The 22,783-nt window shown below is 61.2% G+C and carries 21 protein-coding genes; 8 read left to right on the top strand and 13 right to left on the bottom strand.

Annotated elements, in window-relative coordinates:
- Positions 1–18 precede the first annotated feature (18 nt).
- Both ACJ2A4_RS05155 and ACJ2A4_RS05150 read left to right on the top strand, forming a co-directional pair.
- Complete coding sequence (locus tag ACJ2A4_RS05155) at positions 19–636, top strand: TIGR00645 family protein (protein ID WP_062501485.1); 618 nt, start codon at positions 19–21, stop codon at positions 634–636.
- A complete protein-coding gene (locus ACJ2A4_RS05150; RefSeq protein ID WP_408873876.1) occupies positions 636–2,243 on the top strand; it encodes an NAD(P)/FAD-dependent oxidoreductase in 1,608 nt (535 codons plus the stop codon). Before ACJ2A4_RS05155 ends, ACJ2A4_RS05150 begins: the two co-directional genes overlap by 1 nt.
- Here ACJ2A4_RS05150 and ACJ2A4_RS05145 read toward each other — a convergent pair.
- A complete protein-coding gene (locus ACJ2A4_RS05145) occupies positions 2,240–3,523 on the bottom strand; it encodes an MFS transporter (RefSeq protein WP_408873875.1) in 1,284 nt (427 codons plus the stop codon). The two genes, ACJ2A4_RS05150 and ACJ2A4_RS05145, sit on opposite strands and share 4 nt — an antisense overlap.
- Before the next feature lie 290 nt (positions 3,524–3,813).
- Here ACJ2A4_RS05145 and ACJ2A4_RS05140 point away from each other — a divergent pair, with 290 nt between their 5' ends.
- The gene (locus tag ACJ2A4_RS05140; RefSeq protein ID WP_408873874.1) at positions 3,814–4,785 is read left to right on the top strand and encodes an EAL domain-containing protein; all 972 of its coding nucleotides are present in this window, start codon (positions 3,814–3,816) and stop codon (positions 4,783–4,785) included.
- 198 nt (positions 4,786–4,983) lie between these two features.
- Here ACJ2A4_RS05140 and ACJ2A4_RS05135 read toward each other — a convergent pair whose 3' ends face one another.
- Positions 4,984–5,433, bottom strand: a complete 450-nt coding sequence (locus tag ACJ2A4_RS05135) for a hypothetical protein (protein WP_408873873.1) — start codon at positions 5,431–5,433, stop codon at positions 4,984–4,986.
- Positions 5,393–6,097, bottom strand: coding sequence for a pirin family protein (locus ACJ2A4_RS05130; RefSeq protein ID WP_408873872.1), 705 nt, complete (start codon positions 6,095–6,097; stop codon positions 5,393–5,395). The genes ACJ2A4_RS05135 and ACJ2A4_RS05130 overlap by 41 nt, the downstream gene beginning before the upstream one ends.
- A gap of 99 nt (positions 6,098–6,196) precedes the next feature.
- Between ACJ2A4_RS05130 and ACJ2A4_RS05125 the strand changes: the two genes are divergently transcribed.
- Positions 6,197–7,156: a LysR substrate-binding domain-containing protein gene (locus ACJ2A4_RS05125; RefSeq protein ID WP_408873871.1), complete on the top strand. Its 960-nt coding sequence runs from the start codon at positions 6,197–6,199 to the stop codon at positions 7,154–7,156.
- Positions 7,153–8,370 (top strand): 5-aminolevulinate synthase, encoded by a 1,218-nt coding sequence (gene hemA / locus ACJ2A4_RS05120; protein WP_408873870.1) that lies wholly within the window; start codon positions 7,153–7,155, stop codon positions 8,368–8,370. The genes ACJ2A4_RS05125 and hemA overlap by 4 nt, the downstream gene beginning before the upstream one ends.
- Positions 8,371–8,482: 112 nt before the next feature.
- Here the strand turns inward: hemA and ACJ2A4_RS05115 are convergent, their stop codons facing one another.
- On the bottom strand, positions 8,483–10,339 hold the full coding sequence (locus tag ACJ2A4_RS05115; RefSeq protein ID WP_408873869.1) for a Hint domain-containing protein: 1,857 nt from the start codon (positions 10,337–10,339) through the stop codon (positions 8,483–8,485).
- Positions 10,340–10,756: 417 nt separating this feature from the next.
- Here ACJ2A4_RS05115 and ACJ2A4_RS05110 point away from each other — a divergent pair, with 417 nt between their 5' ends.
- The 3 genes from ACJ2A4_RS05110 to purF are packed head-to-tail and all read left to right on the top strand — an operon-like array spanning position 10,757 to position 13,000.
- Positions 10,757–10,969, top strand: a complete 213-nt coding sequence (locus ACJ2A4_RS05110) for a hypothetical protein (protein WP_408873868.1) — start codon at positions 10,757–10,759, stop codon at positions 10,967–10,969.
- A 1-nt stretch (position 10,970) separates the two neighbouring features.
- Positions 10,971–11,534, top strand: coding sequence for a CvpA family protein (locus ACJ2A4_RS05105; RefSeq protein ID WP_408873867.1), 564 nt, complete (start codon positions 10,971–10,973; stop codon positions 11,532–11,534).
- A 26-nt stretch (positions 11,535–11,560) separates the two neighbouring features.
- Entirely contained in the window at positions 11,561–13,000 is a 1,440-nt protein-coding gene (gene purF, locus ACJ2A4_RS05100; RefSeq protein WP_062507377.1) for an amidophosphoribosyltransferase, read from the top strand.
- An 82-nt stretch (positions 13,001–13,082) separates the two neighbouring features.
- On the opposite strand, the gene ACJ2A4_RS05095 is transcribed toward purF, so the two are convergent.
- The 9 genes from ACJ2A4_RS05095 to ACJ2A4_RS05055 form a co-directional block, all read right to left on the bottom strand.
- Entirely contained in the window at positions 13,083–15,305 is a 2,223-nt protein-coding gene (locus ACJ2A4_RS05095) for a histidine kinase dimerization/phosphoacceptor domain -containing protein (protein ID WP_408873866.1), read from the bottom strand.
- 207 nt (positions 15,306–15,512) lie between these two features.
- Positions 15,513–16,997: a S10 family peptidase gene (locus ACJ2A4_RS05090; protein WP_408873865.1), complete on the bottom strand. Its 1,485-nt coding sequence runs from the start codon at positions 16,995–16,997 to the stop codon at positions 15,513–15,515.
- A 123-nt stretch (positions 16,998–17,120) separates the two neighbouring features.
- Positions 17,121–18,524, bottom strand: coding sequence for a class II fumarate hydratase (locus tag ACJ2A4_RS05085; RefSeq protein ID WP_408873864.1), 1,404 nt, complete (start codon positions 18,522–18,524; stop codon positions 17,121–17,123).
- Between the two features lie 125 nt (positions 18,525–18,649).
- Positions 18,650–19,546: a DMT family transporter gene (locus ACJ2A4_RS05080; RefSeq protein WP_408873863.1), complete on the bottom strand. Its 897-nt coding sequence runs from the start codon at positions 19,544–19,546 to the stop codon at positions 18,650–18,652.
- Between the two features lie 55 nt (positions 19,547–19,601).
- Positions 19,602–20,570, bottom strand: a complete 969-nt coding sequence (locus tag ACJ2A4_RS05075; RefSeq protein ID WP_408873862.1) for a hypothetical protein — start codon at positions 20,568–20,570, stop codon at positions 19,602–19,604.
- A 160-nt stretch (positions 20,571–20,730) separates the two neighbouring features.
- A complete protein-coding gene (locus tag ACJ2A4_RS05070) occupies positions 20,731–21,012 on the bottom strand; it encodes a hypothetical protein (protein WP_408873861.1) in 282 nt (93 codons plus the stop codon).
- A complete protein-coding gene (gene ccmI / locus ACJ2A4_RS05065) occupies positions 21,009–21,740 on the bottom strand; it encodes a c-type cytochrome biogenesis protein CcmI (protein WP_408874104.1) in 732 nt (243 codons plus the stop codon). Before ccmI ends, ACJ2A4_RS05070 begins: the two co-directional genes overlap by 4 nt.
- A 14-nt stretch (positions 21,741–21,754) precedes the next feature.
- Positions 21,755–22,225: a cytochrome c-type biogenesis protein gene (locus ACJ2A4_RS05060; RefSeq protein ID WP_408873860.1), complete on the bottom strand. Its 471-nt coding sequence runs from the start codon at positions 22,223–22,225 to the stop codon at positions 21,755–21,757.
- Positions 22,222–22,776 (bottom strand): DsbE family thiol:disulfide interchange protein, encoded by a 555-nt coding sequence (locus ACJ2A4_RS05055; protein WP_062507394.1) that lies wholly within the window; start codon positions 22,774–22,776, stop codon positions 22,222–22,224. Before ACJ2A4_RS05055 ends, ACJ2A4_RS05060 begins: the two co-directional genes overlap by 4 nt.
- Positions 22,777–22,783: the final 7 nt, after the last annotated feature.

Raw genomic sequence — 22,783 nt, 5'->3', positions numbered from 1 at the left:
AAATCGTAGAGAGGGAGCATGACGACTTCCTCTCCTTCTCCCGATCAGCAGCCCAGACAACGCACCGGCAGTTTCGGCCGTGCCGAAGGCCTCATGGAGCGCGCGTTTTTCGCGACACGCTGGATTGCGGCGCCGCTCTATTTCGGCCTGACGGTCGGGCTGCTTCTGGTGGCCTTCAAGTTCTTCCAGCAGTTGATCGGACTGGTGCTGAAAGCCTCAGGGCTGGATTTCGATGACGTGTTCGTCGGCGTGCTGGACCTGATCGATCTCGTTCTGCTGGCCAATCTGCTGCTGATCGTCATGTTCTCGGGCTACGAAAACTTCGTCTCCCGCCTCGATATCCGCACGCATGAGGATTATCCGAGCTGGATCGGGCATGTCACGTTTGGAGACATCAAGATCAAGCTCATGGCCTCGATCGTGGCTATGTCCGCGATCCATGTGCTGGCGGACTTCATCCGCGTGGATGAGACCTCAACCCGCGCTCTGGAATGGAGCGTAGGCATTCATCTGGCTTTCGTCGTCTCCGGCGTGCTGATGGCCATCATGGACCGGATCATGGAAGGTTCGCCGGACACGCATCACGCTGACCCTGCGCCGGCTGTCTCGAAAACGGCAGGGGACGGGCACCACTGATGATCCGTATTACCGAACTGCGTCTGCCGCTGGATCATCCGGAGGAGGCGCTGCGTGACGCCGTGCTCGCGCGTCTGAACATTGCGCCGGAAGACCTGAAGGCTCTGCACGTGGCGCGTCGTGGATACGATGCCCGCAAGCGCGGCCATATCGTGCTGGTCTATAATGTGGACTGCGATGTTGCCGACGAAGCTGCGGTGCTGGCCGCACATGAGAGCGATCAGCATGTGCGGCCGACGCCGGACACGACCTATCATCCGCCGGAAGCAACGTTGCCTAAAGGCATGCCGCGTCCCGTCGTGATCGGCGCGGGACCGTGCGGGATCATGGCGGCGCTGACGCTGGCACAGGCGGGACTGAAGCCCATCATCATCGAGCGCGGCAAGGATGTGAAGGCGCGGACGGTCGATACATTCGCCCTGTGGCGCAAATCCGTCCTGACGCCTGAAAGCAACGTGCAGTTCGGCGAAGGCGGTGCAGGGACGTTCTCGGACGGCAAGCTCTATTCCGGCGTTTCGGACCCGCGACATCTGGGCCGGCATGTTCTGGAAGAATTCGTGCGCGCGGGAGCGCCGGAAGAAATCCTGACCATTTCCAAGCCGCATATCGGCACGTTCCGTCTGGTCACGATGGTCATGTTCATCCGCGCCGAAATCGAGCGTTTGGGTGGTGAGTACCGTTTCGAGACCCGCGTTGAAGGGTTCGACATGGAAGGCGAGGGCACGGAGCGTCGTCTGCGCGGCCTGCGTCTGTCCAGTGGCGAAACGCTGCCAGCGGAACGTGTCATTCTGGCTGTCGGACACTCGGCGCGCGATACGTTCGAGATGCTTCGCGACGCGCAGGTGGAAATGGATGCCAAGCCGTTCTCCATCGGTGTGCGGATCGAGCATCCTCAGCCGGTGATCGACGTGGCCCGTTTCGGGGCGAGCGCCGGGCATGAAATGCTGGGGGCGGCGGATTACAAACTCGTCCATCATGCGTCGAATGGCCGTGCGGTCTATTCGTTCTGCATGTGCCCTGGAGGGCAGGTCGTGGCGGCGACGTCCGAGGAAGGGCAGGTCGTCACCAACGGCATGAGCCAGTATTCGCGGGCCGAGCGTAATGCCAATAGCGGCATCGTCGTCGAGGTGAAGCCGGAGCTGGATTTTCCGGACGATGTGCTAGGCGGCATGGCGTTCCAGCGAAAGTGGGAAAAAGCGGCGTTCATCGCAGGTGGCAGCAACTACAACGCGCCGGCCCAGAGGGTCGGGGATTTTCTGGCGGGTCGTCCCTCCACGTCGCTTGGGGCTGTTGTGCCGTCATACCAGCCGGGTGTGACGCCGACGGATCTGACGCAGTGTCTGCCGGCTTTCGTGACGGATGCCATCCGCGAGGCCCTGCCGCAGTTCGAGCGCAAGCTGCGCGGATTTTCGATGGAAGATGCGGTCATGACCGGCGTGGAAACGCGGACGTCGTCTCCCATCCGCCTGCGTCGTGACCGTGAAGGCCAGAGCCCGACACTGCGCGGTCTGTTTCCGGCCGGTGAGGGGGCAGGATATGCCGGTGGTATCCTCTCCGCCGGGATTGATGGCATCCGGGCGGCGGAGTGGCTGGCGGCCTCTCTTTAAGAGGCCGTTTCGTCGCCTTCCATGTGCTCGCCCGGAAGTTCTTTCGGGCGAATGAGGGCGATGGCGCCGGTCACGAGGCTGGTGCTCAGCACGAAGATCTCGGCTGACAGCGGCAGGGTCAGGGCCGTGGGGCCGAACATGGGCACGAATTTCTGCGCCATGCCCTGTCCGATGGAGCCGAGCGCATAGCCCAGCCCCATACCGAAGCTGCGTGTGTCGGACGGGAAGCGCTGCGCCAGATAATGCGGAACAAGCGCGAAGATGCCCGAAGCGGCACCGCCCATGACGAAGGCGGCGATCAGCAGCATGTTCCAGCCTGGCGCGCTCAGGAACGGCCAGATCGTTAGCATCACGACAACCAGCGCACTGAGCATGACGCGGACTTCCCCGAACCGCTCTGCCAGCCAGCCGCAGAAGACCTTTCCGCTGAACGATCCGATGCAGTAGAGCATGACCGGCCAGAAGACGGCCTGCTGGGTCAGATGATGGCTGCCGCGCAGGATCGTTGGATAATAGGTGTAGATCGCGGCTTTCTGGAATTCGAGAAAGCTCATGAACGCAATGGCCTGAAAGGCTGCGCCTGTCAGACGGAATTTCGGACGCAGCTGGGGCGAGGCGTGCTCCTTTCGTCCCTGTGCCAGGCGTGCTTCGCGGTTGCGAAGCCACACCGGGCTTTCGGGTACGCCGATCCGGATGAACAGCGCCAGCGCGGCAGGGGCAAGGCCGATGAAGAACAGGACGCGCCAGCCGTAATGTGGCAGGATCAGCGCCTGCACGCCGGCCGCGACGAAATAGCCGACTTCATAGCCGGACATCATGAGGGCGGAGGCCATGGGCCGTGTCCAGGCGGGAACGCTTTCCATCAGAAGCGCGGCCGAGGCGGTCCACTCGCCGCCAAAGCCGATTCCGAACATAAACTGCACGGCCATGAGCACATAAAAGTGATGGGAGAGGCCTGTCAGGGCGGAAAAGACCGCAAACCAGATCACGCCAAGCATGAAGGCCGGCTTGCGACCATAGCGGTCGGCCAGCCAGCCCCAGCCGGTATTCCCGACAGCACGTCCGATGGACTGCCCCATCAGAACGGCCCCCAGATCGGCGATCGTGCACCCGAAATCATGGGCGATGTCCGGCAGCGTGAACATGAGCGTCGTCTGGTCGAAAGCATCCAGGAACCAGCCCAGAAAAGACGCAAAAGTGACCTGCCAGTAGGGCAGGAGAGCACGCAGGGAACCTTGGGAAGAGGGCGATACGGCGGAGCGGGTCGCGGCATCCATCATGCAGAATGGTCCTGTCCCGGCTACGGAAAAAACCGCGCCGAAGGGGTGTCACAGGCCCGGAAGAATGTCCGGACGAGAAACCGTAACAGCTTTGTCCAAATTGATCGAACGAAGAGTTTGAAAGGGAAGGCCAGAATAGGTCGGGTGGGTATAAGACAGCGTCTGCCGTTCAAAGGACATCAGAAAAACCTGCCGCTATTAAGGAAAAATTAGGCTGTTGGCCGCCATTGTCCCTGTCATGAAGAACGGAGGTGTCCGCATTGGATGATCTAGGACAGGGAGCGACTTCGGTGCCGGCAGCCCCTCAGAACCTGCATGCCGGCCGGACAGTCATGGCAGATGGGCTGTCCGAACTGCCAGAAAGCAGCACCGGCTACGCTACGCCCATGAGTGCGTCGAGTGCAGGAATGTTTGCCACGACCCTGCGAAGTCGCAGGGCGCGCCAGAAGAGTGCGCTGCCGCCGCTACGATGGCTGCCACGTTTCATGGTGGGTCGCGGTGGCATGGACAAGGTGATCGGGGCACAGGTGGATATGAGCCAGCTCTGGCTCTCAGTGCCACGACGGACCCTGCGCAAGAGCCGGCGCAAAAGTCTCGGTCAGCAGCAGCGGGAGTTTGATTCGGATCTGCTGGGAAATGCCTGTTCGCAGGCGGTGGCCTGGCCAGACAGTATGCGTCTGATGGTGTCCCTGGAAGATGATCAGGCACCGGATGGGGATTTCAATGGCCGCCTGAATGCTGTTCTTCAGACCAGCGGTTTTCCGGTCAGCCGGCTTGATCTTGTCTTTCAGGAAAGCGGTCTGGCGCAGGACGACAAGGAAACCTGTTACACCCTGTCTGCACTGCGCGATCAGGGATGCCAGATTTTTCTTGGAGGATTTGGCAGCGCGCCATCCAGTCTGAGTCTGCTACGCGAGCGGGCCATGGGGGGCTTGCTGGACGGGGTCCAGTTCGACGTGTCCATGCTGGCACCGTCTGGCATGTCCTGGCAGCAGTCCGGGAATGTGCCGCTTCTGGATGAAAGCGCCATGCTTTTTTATCGGGCGGCTCTGGACGCGGTCAAAGCACTGGGACTCAAGGTTCGGGGCATAGGGGCGGACTCGCCTGATCTCCTGGCCTTTGTGCAGAAGGCTGGATGCATCGAGGCTTCAGGAACGGTTCTTGCCACGCCTGAGACGACGGCACAGATTACCGAACGTTTTGAAGAGACGGCAGGACGACCGCGTCGCCGACGCATGGCGAGAACGGCGGAAGGCCTCTAGAGGGGCTTTCCGCCGTATTTCATGGGAGTAATCTGGCATCGGCCGTTCAGTTGATCTTGCACTGATAACTGAAAAGCCGTTCCGGATTTTCCCGAAGCATAGAGGCGAGCATTGGAAGCACCTCGGTCAGCGCATTCTCGACCGCCTTGGGCGACTGACCGGTTTCTTCACAGATATGGTTCAGGCGCCTTTCTCCCATCAGGTCTTCGACCTGTTCCGGTGAAAGGGGCGTAGAGGGGGAAGCCGGATTTCACTGATCGCCGTGGCCAGCTGGCAGTCCTCTTTCATCATCTTGATGGTGACTTCTGTCATGCCGGAACGATCCGTACTTGCACCACTCAGCCAGTCGCCGAAACGGATGAAAACGGATGTTGCAGCCTGGGCTTCGGTCTGGCCGGTGCCAGAGGCCGGAGACTTGGATGTGAATGTGTTCTGAGCGGTCGTTGTCAGGCTCCTTTCGTCAGGAGAAAACGGGCCTCTGCCGGGCTGGTGGCCCTGCATCCAGAACGTTTTCCCTGACCAAAGGGTGCCGGCATCTGGCAACACCTTTCTGTGTTGTTTGTCACAGGGAGTGAGCGTGTTGTCACACTTCTGATGCAGCCCCGGTTCAACGCAAAGCGGCGCTTTCCACCAGAACAATTTCCGCATCTTCCCGTGCGGTGAGGGTGATGCTCTCCACGTCACTCAGGGCCGCACCGTCCCTGTGTCCGACGATCTGACCATCGATCTCCACGCTGCCGGTCGCCGGAACGAGATAGGAGAACATGTTCCTGTCCGTCTCGAAGGTCAGCGTTTCACCGGCCTTGAGGGTCGCGCCCAGAACGCGGCCACGGGTTCGGATGGGCAGGGCGTTGTCTTCCGGGAAACCCGAAGCGAGCGGGACAAACCGGCCGTTACGTTCATGGCGCGGAAACGGACGTGTACCCCAGGACGGCTTGCCGCCTGTGCCATCAGGAATCAGCCAGATCTGGAAGAGTGTTGTGGCGTCGTCATCCCGGTTGAACTCGGAATGGACAATGCCGCTCCCCGCGGACATGACCTGCACATCTCCCGCTTCGGTCCGGCCACGGTTGCCGAGACTGTCCTCATGCGTGATGGCGCCGGTGCGGACATAGGTGATGATTTCCATGTCACGATGGGGATGTGCGCCAAAGCCGTTATGGGGTGCGATGCGGTCGTCATTCCAGACGCGCAGGCGGCCCCAGTGCATACGGTTGCGATCGTGATAATTCGAGAAGGAAAAATGATAATGGGCGTCGAGCCAGCCGTGATCGGCGTGGCCGAGAGAAGCGAATGGTCTGATGTCCAGCATGGGATCATGCTCCTGAATTGATGTCTTGTTGCAGATAATGGGGTAGAGAGGTCATGAAGAAAATGGAAAGGATGGAAATATGAAGTTTCCAGAAACCACATGACCGGTCTGCCTGATCTGGAAGGCTGGGCCGTGTTTGCACGGGTGACGGAAAGCGGTTCCTTTGCTGCTGCCGCGCGTTCCCTCGGGCTTTCGGCGCCGACTGTTTCCAAGATCATGGGGCGTCTTGAGCATCGGCTTGGAACGACGCTGTTCCAGCGCAGTGCGCGTCATCTTTCGCTAACGGCAGAGGGAGCGGAATGTCTTGAGCGGGCTCGTCGCATTCTTTCGGAAGGCGAAGGACTGGAAGCCGAATTGCGGGAAGGAACCGCCACGCCTCGTGGTCTGATCCGGCTGGCGGCACCCATGACGTTCGGTCGTGAGGTACTCGGGCCCGCCTTGCCCGGATTTCTGGAACGCTATCCGGATATCACGCTGGACATGGATCTGGATGACGGGGTTGTGGATCTGCTTGCGGGGCGGTTTGAAGCAGCTGTCCGGATTACGTCCGGGTTGCTGCGCCCGGCCGTATCGGGGCAGGCATTTCTGCTATGCCGGTCCGTGACGCGGCTAGTCTGTTCGCAGCAGTTCCGCGGGACGCTGACGGAGGTGGACAGTCCCGAGGATCTGGCCGGGCAGCCGGGCCTTCTCTATGCCAATGCGCCGGTTCCGGATTTCCTGCGTCTGAAACATGAAGATGGCCGGCAGGCTTCTGTGAGACTGAAAGGGCGTGTGACCGCCAATAGCGGGGACATACTCCTGCCCGCCATCCGGGCGGGTCTGGGGATTGCGCTTCTGCCGGAGTTCATGCTGCGGCCGGATCTGGAAAGCGGCCAGGTTGTGGAAGTGTTGCCCGGCTGGACGGGGGCCGAACTGTCCGTCTGGTTCATTGTCACGGGATGCGGGGCCACGCGGACGCAGATGTCAGCCCGGTTGCGGGTTCTGCTGGCTTATCTGGAGAGAGTGCTTGGCGAGATCGTGTCACAGGATTACAGTGCCGGGCAGGAGAAAACGCGATGAACTATGATGCGATGTTTCAGTCCGCCCTTGACGGTCTGCATGCGGATGGCAGCTACCGTTACTTTGCGGATCTGGAACGCCGGGCCGGTAACTTCCCCAAGGCTTTCCATCATGGCCTGGGCCGTGATGTCACGGTCTGGTGCTCGAACGACTATCTCGGCATGGGGCAGCACCCCGAAGTCCTGACGGCCATGCATACGGCACTGGATGAAACGGGCGCCGGAGCAGGCGGAACCCGCAATATTTCGGGCACCAACCACTATCATGTGGAGCTGGAAAAAGAGCTCGCCTCCCTGCATGGCAAGGAAAGCGCTCTGCTTTTCAACTCCGGTTACCTGTCGAACTGGGTGACGCTTGGGACCATCGCGGGGCGTCTGCGCAACTGCGTCGTCCTGTCTGACGAGCTTAATCATGCGTCCATGATCGAGGGCATCCGTCACTCCCGCGCCGAGAAGCAGATCTTCCGTCATAACGATGTCGAGGATCTGGAGCGTCGTCTGAAAGAGCTTCCGGCGGATGTTCCGAAGATCATCGCTTTCGAGTTTGTCTATTCGATGGACGGCGATATTGCGCCGATCGAAGCCTTCTGTGATCTGGCCGACAAATATGGCGCCATGACCTATCTCGACGAGGTTCATGCGGTTGGCATGTATGGCGATCATGGTGCCGGTGTGGCTGAGAAGCTGGGTCTGTCCCATCGCCTGACGGTGATCGAGGGCACGCTGGGCAAGGGCTATGGCGTTGTGGGTGGCTATATTGCTGCATCTGCCGCGCTTTGCGACTTCGTCCGCTCCTTCGGGTCCGGTTTCATCTTCTCCACGGCGCTTCCGCCGATGATTGCGGCTGGTGCTCTCGCCAGCGTGCGTTACCTGCGCAACAGCAGTGCCGAGCGTGAGGGGCAGCAGCGGGCCGTGGCCTATCTGCGTCAGGCTCTGGACAAGGCCGGTATCCCGCATGTCATGAACCCGAGCCATATCGTTCCGGTCATGGTGGGTGAGGCGCAACTGTGCCGCAATCTGTCGGACGAGCTGCTGAACCGGTTTGGCAACTATATCCAGCCGATCAACTTCCCGACCGTCCCGCGCGGCACGGAGCGTCTGCGCATTACACCGACGCCGCTGCATACGAATGAGATGATCGACGAACTGGTCGAGGCTCTGGCAACGTTGTGGCAGGAGCGTCAGCTCAAGACGTCCAAGTCCGCCGCAGCCTGAGAAAGGGGGAGCTTTAACGGCTCCCGTCGTCTCTGCCGAGAAGCAAATAAAAAAGGCAGACCCTTTTCGGGGCCTGCCTTTTTTAGTGTTGGTCTATTATGCTGACCGGTGTTCAGGCAGCAGCTTTTGCCTGAACGCCGTGAGCGAGGATCTGGAGGCTGAGAATGCCGCCGGATGTTTTCAGCAGTGAACCAAGGTCGAGACGGGCATTGCCGCCGGTCCAGCGCGCGTGGTTGCTCTCGATATTCCACCATCCATCGGCATACGGGTCCGAAAGATGATCCGAAAGACGATGCGTCCGCTCACCTGACCAGAGAGTGGCTTCACCGACCAGGAGGCCGAGTTTGCGGCGGTCGTCGACGAAGGGGCCGATCTGGTCTGTCGGACGTGCGGCGGAGCTCATGATCCGGACAGACTGGCAACCTTCGGGAAGCATGAAGACGAACTGCTCGCCGCGGGTGCGGATCGGCTGCAGGGCCGTGCCGTCTTTCAGCAGAAGATGGATGTCGCTCCCTGTGGCCGATACCGGTGCTTCGGTTTCCGGACGGGTATAGCCAAGGTCAGCGGCCCTGAGCGCCAGTGCTGCAAACAGGGGTTCGACATGGGCGCGATCCGTCACGAGCGGAACGGCTGCATCCTTCTCCCAGGTAAGAGCGTGCAGACGGGCCAGTGCGTTGCCCTGCATGAGGACATTGGAGCGATGACCGGCATCCAGGAAGCTTTCTGACAGGGCTCCATTGGCGACCAGAACGGAATGCTGTTCGGTTTCCACATGATAATAGTCATAGGCCGTGATCGAATGGTCGTAGGCAATGGTCATGCCATTGACGAGCATCCGGACCGGAACAAACGTGCCTTCGAGCATCATGCAGTGCTCGGGTGTGACCAGCAGATCCCGGTTCGGAACACCGTCGGCCAGAGCGTTGGCGCGAATGCGGACAGGAACGGAGTCCAGATCCGGTGGGCCGGTTTCCCCGGTTGTGGCATGGGCATGGCCGACGCGCATGATCGCATGCGTGCTGGTCGTGCCATTTTCATAGACCGTGACCAGATCACCGGGTTCAAGCGTCTCGATGGCGCGCTCGCCGTCTGGCGTGAGCAGCATGGTCCCCGCAAGGTAGCAGATCAGTTTGGAGCCGTTGATGACACTCCAGCTTCCATCCGCATTCTGCACTACTGTGGGGGAGCCTGCTTCATAGTTCGCGCCGAAAGTGATGTTCGAAAGCTGGATTTTGTTCCACGGGTCAAACATGATGTTCAGCGAATAGGTTCCATCGCCATTGCTCTGGAAATTGGCGCTGATCGGCGCGCCCTGCTGCTTCTGGCCCGCAATGGTGATCACGGAGGTTGCATCATAACCCGTGATCTTCGTGCTGACCGTCTGGTCGTAGTCCTGCAGAATGATCTGGTTATAGGCGTCATTTGCCGCATCGCTGCCGAAGACGATTTCCTTACCGGCAACGGCGTTGTTGACGTACAGGGACGCCCCGTTCTGCAGCACGGTCTTCAGCGACGAACCCATCTGGAACCAGGCGTTCGTGCTGCCCAGTGCTGATCCGTCCAGGATCAGGGTGCCGCTGCCGTCCATATTATGGCTGCTGATCGTAATGGCCGGATTGCCGCTGATCTGCAGGGTCCCGTTGACGACCGTATTGCTGCCGAGGTCCACAGCGCCGGACGTGGCGACGTTCATCGTCCCGCCCTGGTTGACCGTCAGCTGGTTGGTTCTGAAAACCGTGGCGCTGGCATCAGGGGATGTTGCCGTGACGTTGAGCGTGGCATTGGCATTGACTGTCAGCGTGCCGAAATTTGTTGCATTCGCCTGTGCAGCAGTGATCGTGACCGTCCTGTTATCGGACGTGCCGGCTACCACATTGTCCCAGCCATAGTTCTGGGGGACCTTGGTTTCGCTCCAGTTTGCGGCAGCGAACCAGTCGCCAGTTGCGCCACCTGCCCAGTAGTTTGTCATTTCATTGAGTCCTGATGAGGCAAGAAGCCGTTCCACCGGAGAGGCGGAGCGTTTCATCATCTGACTTGTGACGCGTTGTCTTACATAAAGAGTTAATTATTAGGTAATTTGAGTGCAAGATCATTCGCGTTTCAGAAATGAAAACGTCCATGACAAAATATTAAACTGTTGTCCTGCAATGACTTGCCGGAACTTGGTTTGCGGCTCTCGAATATGTGAATCGGCACTGCAAAGGGATTTTTTCAGGAACAGAGACGTCAGGACCGTGTCAGGAAAAGATGGGGCTCCCGGGTTGCCTGTCAACGGTCTTCCGCCCATCATGTGGTGATGGCGTCACAGGAAAAATCGGTTCCTTTCCGGAAGAACCGGAAAGCCACGAAGCTTTCACAGCGACTGGGGGTCGCGGGGGCCTCCTGTGTGCTTGATGTCATGATCAATGACCGGCCGGCTCTTGTGCGGGACAGTGCGGCGTTCATTGTGTTTCTGGAAAGAATCTGGAAGGCGCGCGATATCGATGCCGCGCTTGTCTGGGAAGAACTCGATGAGCGTATCCGTCTGGCGGACGAGTTGCGCGCCAATGGCATCCGTCCCTACAAGGGGGGCCGTTTCCGCTCGACGAAGCTGCCGTGACATGCCGCCCCTGCCAGACCTGTCCCATATCAACCCTGACGATCTGACCCGTCTCGACATCGCAGCCCTGGTCATCATGGGGCTTTCGGCGCTGTGGGGTCTGACGCGGGGTTTTGCGACCGAACTGGCCGGATTGCTGGCCTGGGTCGGGGCGATCGTCCTGACCTACCGGTTCCATGGGCTGCTCGAACCCTATCTGGAACCTTATCTGCATCAGGCCGCGCTGGCCGGCAGCGCAAGTACGGCGATTCTGTTCGTGATCGTGCTCTTGGTCTTTACCATGATCGGGGCGCGGATCGGTACGGCGGCGCGGGGTGTGCTGTTCGGGGGCGTGGACCGTATTCTGGGGGCCGTGTTTGGGATCGCACGCGGTTATGTGGCCCTGATCGTGCTTTATCTTCTGGCGGGGTCTTTTTTCGGGTCCTGGATGACCTATGTGATGCAGGGAAGCCTCATTGGGCCTTACATCGCCGCCGGGGCGACCCATCTGACAGGTTATCTGCCTCATTTCCTGCAACCACATCTTGCGTCTCCGGCCACAAGCGGCCATGACGCGTCCTTGTAAAACCAGTCCGGAAAGGCCGCAGCCGCATGACCCAGTCCGACAGTCTCAACCGCCCGTACGAAGAGTGTGGGGTTTTTGGCGTCTGGGGTGTGCCTGATGCATCGGCCCTGACAGCTCTGGGCCTGCATGCCCTGCAGCACCGCGGACAGGAAGCCGCCGGTATCGTCAGTTTCGATGGCGAACGGTTCCACCAGCACAAGGGGCTGGGGCTGGTCGGCGACGTGTTCGGTGACAGCCGCGTCATGGCGACGCTGCCAGGTACGGTGGCCATCGGTCACAACCGATATGCCACGACGGGCGGCACGCATGTCCGTAACGTGCAGCCGCTTTATGCCGATTACGAGTTCGGCGGTCTGGCTGTCGCGCATAACGGCAACCTCACCAATTCCGCGACGCTCAAGCAGGCGCTGGTCAAGCGTGGATGCATTTTCCATTCCTCAACGGATACGGAAGTCTTCATCCATCTGATCGCGATTTCGCTCTATACGACCGTGCTCGATCGCTTCATCGATGCCGTCAAGCAGGTGAAGGGCGCGTATTCGCTCATCACGCTGACGCCGGATGACGGCCTGATCGGTATGCGCGATCCGCTCGGTGTGCGTCCGCTCGTCCTCGGCCGGATGCCGGGCTATGAGCAGGGCAATGGTGGCTGGGTGCTGGCGAGCGAGACCTGTGCTCTGGATATCATTGGTGCGGATTATGTCCGGGATATCGAGCCCGGCGAGATCGTCGTCATCAATAATGACGGCCTGCGCTCCCTTCGGCCTTTCGGGGACAAGGGCGGCCGCTTCTGCGTCTTTGAATATATTTACTTCGCACGGCCTGATTCCGTTCTCGAAGGGCAGCCGGTCTATGAAGCCCGGCGGCAGATTGGCTGTGAACTGGCACGGGAAAGTGCGGTCGAGGCCGATGTTGTTGTGCCGGTTCCGGATTCCGGCGTGCCGTCCGCGATCGGCTATGCGGCCGAGAGTGGGATTCCGTTCGAGCTTGGGATTATCCGCAACCATTACGTGGGCCGGACCTTCATCGAGCCTACGGACCAGATCCGTAATCTTGGCGTGAAGATGAAGCATTCTGCCAACCGTCCGGTTCTGGCGGGCAAGCGCGTCATTCTGGTGGATGATTCGATCGTCCGTGGCACGACGTCGCGCAAAATCGTGGATATGGTCCGCGCCGCCGGGGCGACGGAAGTGCATATGCGCATCACGTCCCCTCCGACGAAGCATGCCTGTTTCTATGGGATCGACACGCCGGAAGAGAGCAAGCTGATGGCGGCGACGCATACGCTTGAGGAAATGGCGCAGGCGATTGGTGCGGACAGTCTGGCATTCGTCAGCTTTGACGGGCTTTATCGTGCGCTGGGTCATGCCAACCGGGCCGAGGGTGCGCGCCGTTACTGCGATGCCTGCTTCACCGGGGATTATCCGATCGAACTGGTGGACAAGGAAGGCAATCTGGTCGCGTAAGGTCGCTTCCTGTTCAGGACATGAAAAAAGGCGCCGGACCAGTGGTCAGGCGCCTTTTTTGTATCCGAAGACTGAATGTATCTCAGGGATACGGGTAGGGGATCTGGGACAGTGCGGCTTCCGTACTGGCATCGGCTTCCGTGGGAAGCACTGAGTCCAGCGGCAGGGTCATGACGGCTTCGAGCCCCGGATTTAGGGTTGTGTAGGTGAGTGTGCCGGCGAGACTGCTGACGACGGCATTCATCATGCGTGTGCCAAAGCCCGTTCCCTTGAGCTGGGGCGTGCATTCTCCCTGGTCCGAGACCGTCAGGATCAGGCGGTCACTGGTCTGGCCCAGGCCGACATGGAGCGGGCCTGCCTTGCCGTCATAGGCGTATTTGCTGGCATTGATGACCAGTTCAGTCAGGACCAGCCCGATATTGATTGCACGGTCTGCTGAAATCATGATCGGGAAGAGGGCGAGATGCAGTTGCTCATGCCAGTCCTCGCCAAGTGACGAGCACAGCTCTTCCATCAGTTCTTCAAGATAGCGCCCGAGATCCACGACACCGAAATGTTCGTCGCGGTACAGGCGGCGATGCACGAGACCGATGGCCGCGATGCGGTGCTGCGCTTCGGTCAGGGCCGTCGTGGTTTCCTCATTTGCGGCGCTGCGGGCCTGGAGCTTGAGGAAGGAGGCGACCATCTGCAGGGAGTTCTGCACGCGATGATTGACTTCGCGGATCAGGAAATCCTTCTGGCGCAGCAGGTTTTCACGCTCTTCCAGCGTGGCGGCCAGTGTGGCGTTGAGTTCACGGAGCTGCTGGGTCTGGTAATCCGCGATCAGGACGCGGCGCAGGCGCCGGGCGGCCTGTTTCTGCTCATTGGTCCAGCGCAGGCTGTGACCGCGGATGGTCTGTTCCCAGGTCTTGAACGAGGTCCGGAGACGCAGCACGCCGTCGTCATCCTCATCGCCCTTATGCGGGTTGCCGGCCCATTCGATGGTCTGGATAATTTCGACCCGGCTCCAGATGAGGCACATCGGTGTCCGGAAGGGGAGCGTGATGGCCAGGATACCGGCAGAACGTTCGGGCCAGTCGGCCGCAGGCGGGTAGTCCTTGGCCAGCATGGCGCTGGTGAAAATGCCGCCATTGGTGCCCATTCTCAGCCAGTCATGCAGCTTGTGCAGGTTCTCGCTATCCGGCAGGACACCGGTTGCCGTGATGGTCTCGCCGCTGATGACGGCAAAGCCGTTGCAGGAGAACAGGGACTGCAATTCGCCCATGAAACTGCGCAGATTGCTCTCGATGGGATGGCGCACGTCGAAATGGGACGTGACGAACTCCGTCGCATTGCGCAGGCGCAGACGCTCCTGATAGGTGACCAGCTCTTCCTTGTTGCGCAACTGGCGTGACATGACGCCCGCCAGCGTGCGGCAGGCGGCGCGGACGTCCTCGGAGAGGCGGCGCGGCGTCGCATTGTGGCAGGCGACCAGGCCCCACAGGGCACCATCCACGACCAGCGAGACGGAGGCCGAGGCCCGCACGCCCATATTAGCCATATATTGCAGATGGATCGGCGAGACGCTGCGGAGCTGGACGTCGCTGAGGTTGAGCCCCGCAAGCCCGGCTTCGGGCGGGCGGATGGGGGCGGCTTCGTAAGTGATGTCCGGGATGACGCGGATGCGGTTGCGCAGATACAGCGCCCGGGCCTGCGCGGGGATGTCGCTGGCCGGGAAATGATGGTTCATCAGGGACGGGAAGGCGTCGTTGCGGCTTTCCCCGACAACGCGGCCGGTGCCATCCTCCATGAAGCGGTAGACCAGAACGCGGTCGAAACCGGTGAGGCGCTGGAAGATCGTGGCGCCCTGACGGCAGACGGATGCTGTATCGGGGCAGCGTTCGAAACGGTCGGCCGTGCGGTCGATCTCGCCGAAAATATCCCAGGTCAGCAGGTTATGCGGTTCGACCGGTTCGAGTTCGATGAGGATATGCGTGTCCTGATCGTGGCGCAGGACGCTGAAGGTCTCGCCTTTCAGGCCCGGTACGCGCAGATCGGACAGGGAGGGGTGTTTTTCGTCGTGAAAACGGCTTGTCGGGACTTCCAGGATCGCAGGGAGCGGACGTCCCAGCCAGTCCGGTGCAAGGCGCCCTTCGATATCGCCGGCGCCCCCGATGATGGTCAGGGTCGTGCTGTCGGCGATCAGCAGCAGGCCATAAGGCTGGATGGCATCAGGACGGTGGATCGGCTCACGGTCACATGAGGTCGTGACGGCGTGTTCCAGCGAGTAGCCCGGCTCGGAGGCGGCTGTGCGCTGGACGGTCAAGAGGAGGTCCGCCTGAAAGAAGGAGAGACCGTCCGCAGAGCAGACTGTCTGCAATCAGCAGGGTCAGTTTGAAAAGCAGCGGACATAGGGGGCACTCGGTTTGTGGCTGCCTTGCGTGCTCGGGCAGGCCCGACCAGCGGAGGTCCAGATATCGTTCTGTCCATTATCTGTTCCTCCACCGGGGCTGTCAATTTATGACGTTCTGTTTCAGGGCTGTCGGCTGTCAGCCTGGATCCAGGACGCCACGTCTGCCGAGAGAGCATGGCGGCTGGCCGGGCGCGTATAGAGCATGTGGCCCCCCTGATAGAGATGCAGCGACACGCGATCCGCGCCCACCGTCAGATGATCCTTCATCCAGTGCGCAGTGCCGAACGGGCAGGCTACGTCATAGTAGCCATTAGCCACAAAGACGCGCAGGCCGGGATCGAGCGCCAGCAGGCGGTTGAGGACCGGGATCTGATGGATCGGCGAGGGACCGCCCGAACTCCACTTCCAGCTTCCGTTCACCTTGAGGGACAGCAGGTCGTAGGTCAGCGGGGTCTTGAAGCCGAGTTCATTGGCCGCGTAGCCGGAGAAGGCGTTGCCATAGGCACGGCCGAAGCCGAACAGTGTCGGATCGGGGCTTTCGTCCAGACCGTCGGCCGCGGGGTCGGCGATGGACTGGGTGAAGTCGTACAGTCCGTACAGGCGGCCGTCGCGGGACATGATGTCATGCGAGCCGATGGCCGGGATGCCGTGCTGGCGGGCGATCACATCCTGCGGCAGGCCGGTCCGCTGGGCGATTTCGGCATAGAGCGCCTGACCTTCGGTGCCGGACGGGAGCTTGCCGGCGATTTTCGGCAAATAGGTGTTCAGGGACCACTGATAGGCGTCTTCGGCGGTTTTTTCCGTCACGTTCGGACTCTGATGCGACGTGATCAGGCTCGGCATCATGAGGGCGGCGGAGAGCGGGTTCTCGTCCGTGTCGAGCAGGGGCATCTCGATGGCCGGGGAGATCATCACGATGCCGTTGAGCAGGATGCCCTGTTCCATCTGCAGCGCATTGGCGACCTGGATGGAGCGGATGCCGCCATAGCTTTCGCCCACGAGATAGTGCGGCGAGGCTTCACGACCGTTTGCCGACGTCCACAGGCCGATGGCTTTGGCGAAGGCGCTGGCGTCCTGCTTGACGCCGTAGAACTGGTCTCCGGCCTTCGCCGTGTCGGCGGGGCGGGAATAGCCCGTGCCGACGGCGTCGATGAAGACCATGTCCGTGACGGGGAGCCAGCTGTCAGGGTTGTCACCCATCGTGGCATGCGTGCCGTCCGTCGGGTCCTTGGCGGGCATGGTCAGGGCCTTGGGGCCGGCAGCGCCTAGGTTCAGATAGGCCGTGGCCGCACCCGGACCGCCATTGAAGAAATACGAGACCGGGCGTGTGCCGGCCGGGACGCCGTCTTTGGTGTAGGACACGTAGAACATGCGGGCGGTGGGTTTGCCGTCATGGTCGCGCAGGATGAGCGTGCCGGCATGGGCGGTATAGGCGATGCCGCCAAGATGATGATGCGTAACGGAATCCGCGGGAAGGAGCGCTGCTTCGCCGGTCAGGGTATCGGACGGCTTGGCGGTTTCGGTCTTGGGAGCGTCGGCCGCCGCGGCCGTACAGACGGGGGAGAGGAGCGTTAAAGCGAGCAGGGCTGCGCGGCGGGTCATCATCTGACAGGCATCTCCGGGAAAAGAAACAGGAATATTCCGCCGTATCAGTCCTGAGACGCAACGGCTACCGCTGCTGCATGAAGTTTTCGTCATGCAGCAGCGTTTTATGGGCCGGAAGCGCGATCAGCCTTTGGGCGGCGTGATGTTGGGACGCAGCATCAGGCGCGGATCGGCGAAGTGGTCGTATTCTTCCGATGTCATGAAGCCGAGTTCCAGCGCGGCTTCACGCGGGCTCAGCCCCTTTTCCATGGCGTGATGCGCGACTTTCGAGGCGCGGTCATAGCCGATGGCGGGGGACAGGGCCGTGACGAGGACGAGCGAGCGTTCCAGATTTTGCTTCAGCTTGTCGGTATCGGCCTTTGTGCCTTCGACGAGGAAGCGGCGGAAGTTCTCCGATCCATCATGCAGAAGGGTGATGCCCTGCATGATGTTGTGGATCATGAGCGGCTTATAGACATTCATGTCCAGCATGCCGGCCGCACCGCCAAGGCCTACCGCGACATCGTTGCTCATGACCTGAAGAGCCAGCATGGCCAGCGCTTCCGCCTGCGTCGGATTGATCTTGCCCGGCATGATGGAGGAGCCTGGCTCGTTTTCCGGCAGGTGCAGTTCGCCCAGACCGGCGCGCGGGCCGCAGGCGAGCAGTCGGATGTCATTGGCGATCTTGAACAGGCTGCCCGCTGTCGTCCGCAGTGCGCCGGACAGATGCACGAGCGCGTCATGCGCGCCCTGAAGCGCGAACTTGTTCTCGCCTGCCGTAAAGCCGAGGCCGGTCAGGCGGGCGATTTCAGCGCAGGCACGGCGGTCGAAGCCTTCATCCGTACTGACGCCGGTGCCGAGTGCCGTACCACCGAGGGCGAGGGGGAAGAGGCCATCGCGGGCCTGTTCCAGCCGGGCGATATTGTCCGTCAGCATCCCGGCATAGCCGTGCCATTCCTGACCCAGCGTGATGGGAACGGCGTCCTGAAGATGCGTGCGACCCACTTTGACCAGATCGCGCCATTCCTCGGCCTTGGCCGCCATGGCGTCACGCAGACGCGTCAGGGCGGGGATGAGGCGGCGATGCGTGCCGAGAACGGCCGCGATGTGCATGGCGGTCGGGAAGTTGCAGTTGGTGGACTGCGACATGTTGACGTGATCGTTCGGGTGCAGCGGTGTCTTGCTGCCGAGCGGATTGCCAGTGATCTGGCAGCCGCGGTTCGCGATGACCTCGTTGACGTTCATGTTGAACTGCGTGCCCGAGCCCGTCATCCAGACATGAAGCGGGAACATCCGGTCATGCTCGCCCTTCGTGATTTCGTCACAGACGGTGTGGATCAGATCCGCGCGCTCCTGCGACAGGCGGCCGCTCGCGGCATTGGCCGTGGCACAGGCGCGCTTCATGATCGCATAGGCCTCGATCATTTCACGTGGCATCAGTTCGCGGCCAATGCTGAAATATTTCAGGGAGCGCTGGGTCTGCGCGCCCCACAGCACATCGTCAGCAACTTCGATCGGGCCCATGCCATCGGTTTCGGTACGGCTCATTGTCTGTTTTCGGCTTTCCTGCGGGTGATCCGGCTCATTCCACGGGGGAAATTATCGCACAATCGCCGCGGGACAAAGGAAGACAGCCATAGAAAATCCGGATGCCGTCACAGGGACAATGCCGTTCAAGATTCGACGGTCTGGGCGACGGGATGGCGTCCGTAGGTGTTGGTCAGGATCACGCCCGCCATCACGATCGCCCCGCCGAGCAGGGTGCGCAGGGACGGAACTTCACTGGTAAGGATATAGGCCAGAACCATTGTGACGGGCGGCAGAAGATAGAGCAGGGCGGCTCCTCGGGACGCGCCAAGATGTCCGATGACGAAGCCCCAGGCGGCATAGCCGAATGCGGCCGGGAAGATGCCGAGTTCGAGCACGGAAACCTGTCCCTGCCATGAGGCGTGCGCGAAGCTCTCCAGTCCCTGTGGAAGCCAGGGCGCAAGAAAGACCGCGCCTGAAATCAGGACATAGGCAATCGTGGGGAGTGCGCCGTAACGGTGGATCAGGCGTTTTTGCAGAATCGTGTAGAACGCCGCACAGACGGCGGCGCCGAAGACCAAGGTTGCACCCGAACCAAAGGCCAGGCCGCCGCTCTGTCCCATGGCGATCAGGGCAACTCCGCTGAAACTCAGGAGTGATCCGACCCAGCCCCAAGGCGACATACGCTCTCCGAGAAACACCATCGCCAGAAGCCCGGCCATCAATGGCGCGGCACTGATGACGAAGCTGGCAGCAGCGGAGGAAACAGTCATTTCGCCGCAGTTGAAAAGGATATTGTAGAGCGTGATCCCGAGGATGCCGCAGGCGAGGATCTGCGGAATATCCCGGGTCTGCGGTCGTTGCGGGCGTTTCCAGCACAGCCAGAGAGCTGCCATGACTGCTGCCACCGCGTAGCGCAGCGCTGCCAAGGGGATGGGCGCCAGATCATGCAGTGCAATCCGGACGACAGGGTAGGCGCTCGCCCATGACAGGATGGCCACGGCGACGAAGAACGGCAGGAAACGCCCGGAAGAATGTGTCATGATTGCCCATTATCAGGAATATTTCCCGAACGGGAGACGGAGTTTATGTGGGGCCTCAGAATGTATGTTCGAAGGCCAGCGTTCCGATGACCTGACGGGTTGTGTCGCGCCCTGAAAGGGTCAGACCGACACCGCCGAGAATGGAAGTACTGGCATTCCAGTTATATTCGATGGCCGGTGCGGCGAACCAGTCGTCTTCCGCGGGCGTGTTGAATGACAGGTTCTGGGCGGCTGGTGCTGTCTGGAGGGTCTGGTGTCCCTGCACATGGGAGCCGCTGGACCAGTCCCGGATCATGTCCAGAGCGAGGCCGAAATGGTCATTCAGGGAAAACTCGACGGATCCGCCGAAATTGCCGAATGCCTCGGCATGGGCGCGGCCGGAAAATCCCGTGCTGGTTCCGTAGACGCTCTGTCCGGTCAGGGATGCCGATGTGACGGGCTGGATTCCGGTGGCCCAGAGGCGGACGCGAAAGGGGCGCATGGAACCGAATTTGAATCCTGTCTGGTCGATCAGGCCATAGCGGAAGGAATAAACGCCCGATCCGCTGCCATCCTGTGGCCGCGACAGCCGGTCGTAGCTTCCTGTTGGAAAATTCATGCCGAGATCGACGGTCAGAGTCGTGTGCTGCCAGCTTCCAGGCCAGAGCCTGCTCTGACGATCCAGCGCCACGCCTTGCAGGACAAAGGGCAGATCCGTGAATTTCAGGCCGGATGGTGTTGCGGATCGCTGCCAGGAATACTGGACCTGCGGCGTGATGTAGACCGAGATGCGGTTGGTGATGCCGTATTTCAGGATGACGAGTGAACTGACGGAGCGCTGGACGCCGGGCAGGGGATGATAGTCTCCCTGTGAGCCGAACTGTCCGATGGGCGAGCCAACATAGAGATAAGGCTCGACATAGAACGCGCCGGCTTTTGGCAGTGGCGTGGGCGGCGAGAACAGGGAGCCTGAATAGGCCTGTTCATCTCCCGGAACGGCATGGGCACGGGACGTGGGAATCAATATGGCCGCGAGAATGGACAAACACGGGACAAGATCCAGCGGAAAGCGCACGGCTTCACAGACTTCCAGACAGTGAGGGATAAAACGGAAACGATCGTTTTCCCTTTCGGGTTCACGGAACCTGATCGTCTGTTTCTGTCTGGAAGTTTGTCTCAGCCCTTGATCCGGGGCTGACGGAAGGCTATTTTAGCCAGCGATCGCCGCTGAAACGGTTGTGGGAGAACAGGAAACCGGCCACGAGCCCGATGGCGGCGAACAGGATGGTCCACAGCGAGATCGGCAACAGCAGGGTCGAGATCGCTGCAAGCAGGACCATGCCGGCGAAGGCGCAGACGAAGGATTCAATGATCCGCGGGCCGTAATGACGTTCGGCGCCGCAGTTCGGGCATTTTTCCGATGTCGGACGCATGGGCTGGCGGCAGACGGGGCACAGCGCGATGGCGTTGGCTTCGGGTTTTCTCACTGGCCGTTATTCTCCTGATGTTCGCCAATGGCGATACGCGCTTCCACAGCCATGCGCCAGGGCGCGTCGGCTGGTGCCGCAGCCAGGGCACGGCGATAGAGGTCAAGGCTTTCACCAGAGATATGGCTGCCGTTCTGACTTTCAAGCTCGGCAAGGCGAATAGCAAGCTCAGGCTCGAAATGGGCGCTCAGGGCGGTCTTCCAGTCCCGGATCGCAGCATCCGTCATGCCGGATTTTGCTTCGACCTGTCCCAGCAGGAAATGTCCGGTCGCATAGGTCTGCGATCCGGGAGGGATGGTGGCCACTTCGGTCTGGAGCTTGTGGATCATCTGCAGGCCCTTCGCGTCCGGCCCGGCCTGACGCTGGCTCAGGGGCTGGGGCGGCAGAGACGGATGACCGTTGACGATATAGAGCGCAAAGGCGAGCACCGGGATACCAAGCCCAACGGCTGCGACCGGCAGAACGCGGTTGCGCTTTGGGGGCTCTGCGTTCAGATCCTCGACGGCGGCTTCGCCATCGGTTGCCAGCAGGCGGCGCTGAACTTCCAGACGGGCGGCCTTGTATTCTTCGTCGTTGATCAGAGCGAGGGCGTGGTCGCGCTCCAGATCGCCGAGCTGTCCACGATACAGGGTGAGGGCGGAGTCACGGGCGTTCACACGCCGACGGAGGGTGCGCAGCCCCAGAAATGCGGGACACAGGGCCACCGCCGCGATTATCAGGATTCCCAACCAGAACAAAAAGTCTACTCCCGGCCCGAAAGGGCATCCAGACGCGCGCGCTCGTCATCCGTGAGCGGCGCAGGCGTGACGACGGTGCGGCGTCTCGTCGCACGCCATGCAATGACAAGTCCGGCCACCAGAGCGAGCGCCGGCATCAGCCAGAGCAGGGCGGTGGACCATGAAAACTGTGGGGCCAGACGGATGAACTCGCCGTAGCGCTCGGTCATCCAGTTCATGATCTGCTGATCGGACTTGCCAGCCGAAACCTGCTCGCGCACGACCTTGCGCAGATCGCGCGCGAGGGGCGCGCTGCTGTCCTCGATGCTCTCGTTCTGACAGACAAGGCAGCGCAGATGCGCGCCGATGGCTTCGGCCCGCTTTTCCTGCGCCGGGTTCGGCAGCATCTCGGCGGGATCGTCCACGGCGAGGGCTACGCCGCCGCCGATCAGACCAGCGGCGAGCAGCAGGGCCGGAAAGCGTCTGGACGCCTTCATAGTCCGGCCAGCCTCGGGCGGATTTCTGCCTCGTAGATCTGGGGATCGAGGGCGGCGCTCCCGTGCCAGATGATCCGGCCACCCGGTGCAACCAGAAAGCTTTCGGGCACGCCGGTTACGCCCCAGTCGATCGCGACACGGCCGTGACGGTCAGAGGCGACGCGGGCATAGGGGGAGCCGTCACGTTGGATGAAGGCGCTGGCGTTCTCGGGCTTGTCCTCATAGGCGATGCCCCAGATCGGCATGTTGCGCGAAATGGCACGCAGGCCGGGCATTTCCGCCACGCAGGGGATGCACCATGAGGCAAAGAAATTGACCAGAACTGGCCGGTGCTGGGCCTTGAGTTCCGCATCGGTGAAGCCGTCGCCGAGGCCGGGGAGGCCCGGCATGGCAAAGCTCGGAATGGGCTTGCCAACATTGGGATTTTTGATGGCGCGCGGGTCGAAGGCGCCGCTGCGCATGTCGCTCAGCATCCGCCAGAAGCCGACGCCGAGGACGCCTGCGCCGATGATGGGAACGGCCGTGAGGATGCCGCGTCGTGTTGCGTTCATGTCCCTC

It is taken from the genome of Gluconobacter roseus (genome assembly GCF_046058915.1).
GTDB lineage: Bacteria > Pseudomonadota > Alphaproteobacteria > Acetobacterales > Acetobacteraceae > Gluconobacter > Gluconobacter roseus_A.
The sequence above is the reverse complement of the archived record's forward strand: the minus strand, read 5'-3'. Positions and strand labels throughout refer to the sequence as shown.

Bases quoted from the DNA above. Each gene is read 5' to 3' on its own strand.
- ACJ2A4_RS05155 (WP_062501485.1), top strand. From the start codon at position 19: ATGACGACTTCCTCTCCTTCTCCCGATCAGCAGCCCAGACAACGCACC.
- ACJ2A4_RS05150 (WP_408873876.1), top strand. From the start codon at position 636: ATGATCCGTATTACCGAACTGCGTCTGCCGCTGGATCATCCGGAGGAG.
- ACJ2A4_RS05145 (WP_408873875.1), bottom strand. From the start codon at position 3,523: ATGATGGATGCCGCGACCCGCTCCGCCGTATCGCCCTCTTCCCAAGGT.
- ACJ2A4_RS05135 (WP_408873873.1), bottom strand. From the start codon at position 5,433: ATGCGGAAATTGTTCTGGTGGAAAGCGCCGCTTTGCGTTGAACCGGGG.
- ACJ2A4_RS05130 (WP_408873872.1), bottom strand. From the start codon at position 6,097: ATGCTGGACATCAGACCATTCGCTTCTCTCGGCCACGCCGATCACGGC.
- ACJ2A4_RS05125 (WP_408873871.1), top strand. From the start codon at position 6,197: ATGACCGGTCTGCCTGATCTGGAAGGCTGGGCCGTGTTTGCACGGGTG.
- hemA (WP_408873870.1), top strand. From the start codon at position 7,153: ATGAACTATGATGCGATGTTTCAGTCCGCCCTTGACGGTCTGCATGCG.
- ACJ2A4_RS05115 (WP_408873869.1), bottom strand. From the start codon at position 10,339: ATGACAAACTACTGGGCAGGTGGCGCAACTGGCGACTGGTTCGCTGCC.
- ACJ2A4_RS05105 (WP_408873867.1), top strand. From the start codon at position 10,971: ATGCCGCCCCTGCCAGACCTGTCCCATATCAACCCTGACGATCTGACC.
- purF (WP_062507377.1), top strand. From the start codon at position 11,561: ATGACCCAGTCCGACAGTCTCAACCGCCCGTACGAAGAGTGTGGGGTT.
- ACJ2A4_RS05090 (WP_408873865.1), bottom strand. From the start codon at position 16,997: ATGATGACCCGCCGCGCAGCCCTGCTCGCTTTAACGCTCCTCTCCCCC.
- ACJ2A4_RS05085 (WP_408873864.1), bottom strand. From the start codon at position 18,524: ATGAGCCGTACCGAAACCGATGGCATGGGCCCGATCGAAGTTGCTGAC.
- ACJ2A4_RS05080 (WP_408873863.1), bottom strand. From the start codon at position 19,546: ATGACACATTCTTCCGGGCGTTTCCTGCCGTTCTTCGTCGCCGTGGCC.
- ACJ2A4_RS05060 (WP_408873860.1), bottom strand. From the start codon at position 22,225: ATGAAGGCGTCCAGACGCTTTCCGGCCCTGCTGCTCGCCGCTGGTCTG.
- ACJ2A4_RS05055 (WP_062507394.1), bottom strand. From the start codon at position 22,776: ATGAACGCAACACGACGCGGCATCCTCACGGCCGTTCCCATCATCGGC.